Origin of the sequence: Aeromonas media, assembly GCF_000819985.1 — a bacterium.
In the GTDB taxonomy this organism is placed as follows: domain Bacteria; phylum Pseudomonadota; class Gammaproteobacteria; order Enterobacterales; family Aeromonadaceae; genus Aeromonas; species Aeromonas media.
The window spans coordinates 541-2,948 of the sequence record NZ_CDBZ01000202.1 but is presented as its reverse complement, the minus strand read 5'-3'; the positions used below and the strand labels follow the sequence as shown (position 1 = coordinate 2,948).

Annotated in this window: 2 protein-coding genes and 1 pseudogene; 1 reads left to right on the top strand and 2 read right to left on the bottom strand. The window is 61.9% G+C overall.

Going from position 1 to position 2,408, the window contains the following annotated elements; all coding sequences use genetic code 11:
• Positions 1–624 precede the first annotated feature (624 nt).
• A pseudogene (locus BN1127_RS23195) lies at positions 625–717 on the top strand (subclass B2 metallo-beta-lactamase); the annotation flags it as partial.
• A gap of 155 nt (positions 718–872) precedes the next feature.
• Here the strand turns inward: BN1127_RS23195 and BN1127_RS17690 are convergent.
• Both BN1127_RS17690 and BN1127_RS17685 read right to left on the bottom strand, forming a co-directional pair.
• Positions 873–1,268, bottom strand: a complete 396-nt coding sequence (locus BN1127_RS17690) for a hypothetical protein (RefSeq protein ID WP_005330634.1) — start codon at positions 1,266–1,268, stop codon at positions 873–875.
• A gap of 191 nt (positions 1,269–1,459) precedes the next feature.
• A partial coding sequence (locus tag BN1127_RS17685; protein ID WP_042650305.1) for a ferric reductase-like transmembrane domain-containing protein occupies positions 1,460–2,408 on the bottom strand: 949 nt, incomplete at its 5' end.

The following is a 2,408-nucleotide window of genomic DNA, read 5'->3' as shown; positions in this document are numbered from 1 at the left end:
AATTCACTGTCGGCGAAGGTGAGCTGATGACTCATGATGAACCCTGTTCCATGGCTCCAGATGACAAACATGATCTCATATCAGGGACTTGTTCGCACCTTCCCTAGTTCCCTGACTGTGAGGAAAGGGGCCAGCGAGGAAGGCTGCGGGCGCCTTCTCCCATCAACGGAAGCGGAACAGCTCCCGGTGCTGTGGGGTGGTCAGATGTATCTAGGATTTGGGCCATAGGCAAGGGGCAGCAGAACCACACTGGGGTGTGCTGGCGCTAACCCAGGGCTGTAGGTTCGAATAGCGAAGCGTATTCGGACGATCGCGATAAGGAGTTGCCGAAAGGTCGCTGATATCTGAAGTTTCCTACCGGTCTGGCCATGACTCGGTGCGCGGCGGTATGCGGACGATTACGCTGCGCTAATCGTCCCTACGTGGTCTGGTCATTGCCTGCTATATCGCGTCTTGTGGGGCAGGTGATGATGATTTTTCACATTCCCCCAACATCTTCCTGACTTCACCTTGGCTTCACACAACCTCATGTTTTCCTCACATATCCCTTCTATCTTCTGCCCACTGATAAATGGGTCCGCTTGCCACAGGGTGGCAAGGGGCCGGTGAGAGGGGAGCAAGACGATGAAATCCTGGATCAAATACGGGCTGGCCGGGGCCTTGATACTGGTGGCGAGCTTTTGGGGCGGCAGCGTGCGGGCGGCGCAGATGCCCCTTGGCCCGGATGGCGCCTTGCCGGGGCAGATAGTCGCCCAGGCTGCGGCTCTCCCGAGTGGCACCTATTTCTTGTCTCCGGGGAATCCGCCGTCGATTGCTGCCGGGAGTGGTACCTGAGGGCGTTGATACCGCCCTCTTAATCTCTGCCGGGCTGACTACTGCGCCTGATATTGGGCATCCAGCCAGGCGATGGCCTCTTGGGGGTCGTTGAATGCCCGGATATGTTCCGGATGGGTGAGGGACAGGCAGGAGAGGGCGATGTGATGGAGCACCTTGGCCGAATAGAGGGAGGCGATGGCCACCAGGTTCTTCTGGGCCAGCCACTGATAGGTCTCTTGCAGATGGGGCAGGGCGGATAGCACCACCCCCTGATGCTGGCGATGGTCCACCAGGGCGCAGAAAGGCTTCCCGTCCAGGCTGTTCACCACGCGCTTTATCTGTGCAATCCACGCCAGCATACCCTCTTCATTGAAAGGGCCGATCAGCTCGCAGGTGACCAGGTGTTCCTGCACATTGAAGATGAACTCACCGTGCTTTTTATCAAAGGACATACAACATTCTTATCCATGACCAGGGGCCGCAAGATGATATTGATTCATTCAATCTGCATCAATATCCAAGTGAGGGTCGCTGCCCTTGTTCGAGGTTTTATGGGTGCAAGTCAGAGGCTGCGAGCAAGGTGCATCTGATATGACAAGGGCCTCCCCGGGAGGCCCTTTTGATGATGCGCCTCATCTTGAGGCTAGCGGAAGCGGAACAGCTCCCGGTGCAGCGGGGCGGTCAGATGGGCATCCAGGGTGTGGGCCATGGGCTCGGGGCCGCAGAACCACACCGGGGTGTGCTGGCGTTCACCCAGGGCGGCCAGATCCAGCCGACCGCGCTCGGACTCCAGGTGTAATCGGTAATCGACCCCGGCCCGGCGGCACAGTTCGGCGAGGCGGCTGTGATAGGGGGCGGCCTCGGCGGTGGGGGCGCATTGCAGCAAGGTGGTGCCTGGGCGTGTCTCGCCACGGCGCACCAGCGCCTCCAGCCAGGCGACGAAAGGGGTGATGCCGATACCGGCGCCCACCCAGAGCGCGGGGGCCGGGTCTGGCAGGGCGAAGGCGCCATAGGGGCCGGTCACGATGACGGCATCCCCCACCCTGAGGTGCTGATGCAGCCAGTGGGTGTGATCCCCGAGGGCGCGCACCGCCAGGGTCAGGGTGCGGCAGTCCGCCGAGACATTCACCAGAGTGTAGGGATGGGGCTCGCCGCGCCCGGCGAAGTCGAAGAAGGCGAACTGGCCCGGACGGTAGCCAGACAGGGGAGAGGTCAGGGTGACCCTGATCTCAAGGGTGCGTTCGTCCAGAGGGGTGAGGGTGCTGACCGTTCCCTGGCGGCGCGCATTCTGGCCCACCCGACCAAACAGGGAGTAGATCGCGCCCATGGCGCCCAGCCCGCCCCCCACCAGCAAGGTCAGACCGACCGGCGTCAGGACGCCGATGCGCGGCAGCAGGCAGAGCCCGTGCACCCAGCCCATCAGGTAGATGACCGGGGCCAGCCGATGGACCACCTTGAAGCGCTCGTAGTGCACCACCGCAAGCAGGCTCACCACCACCAGGGCCAGCAGCAGATAGAAACCCCATTCCCCCAGGGTATTGCCGAGTTCGTGCCACAGGGCATCGTTGCCAGCGCCAGCGCCAGCGCCAGCA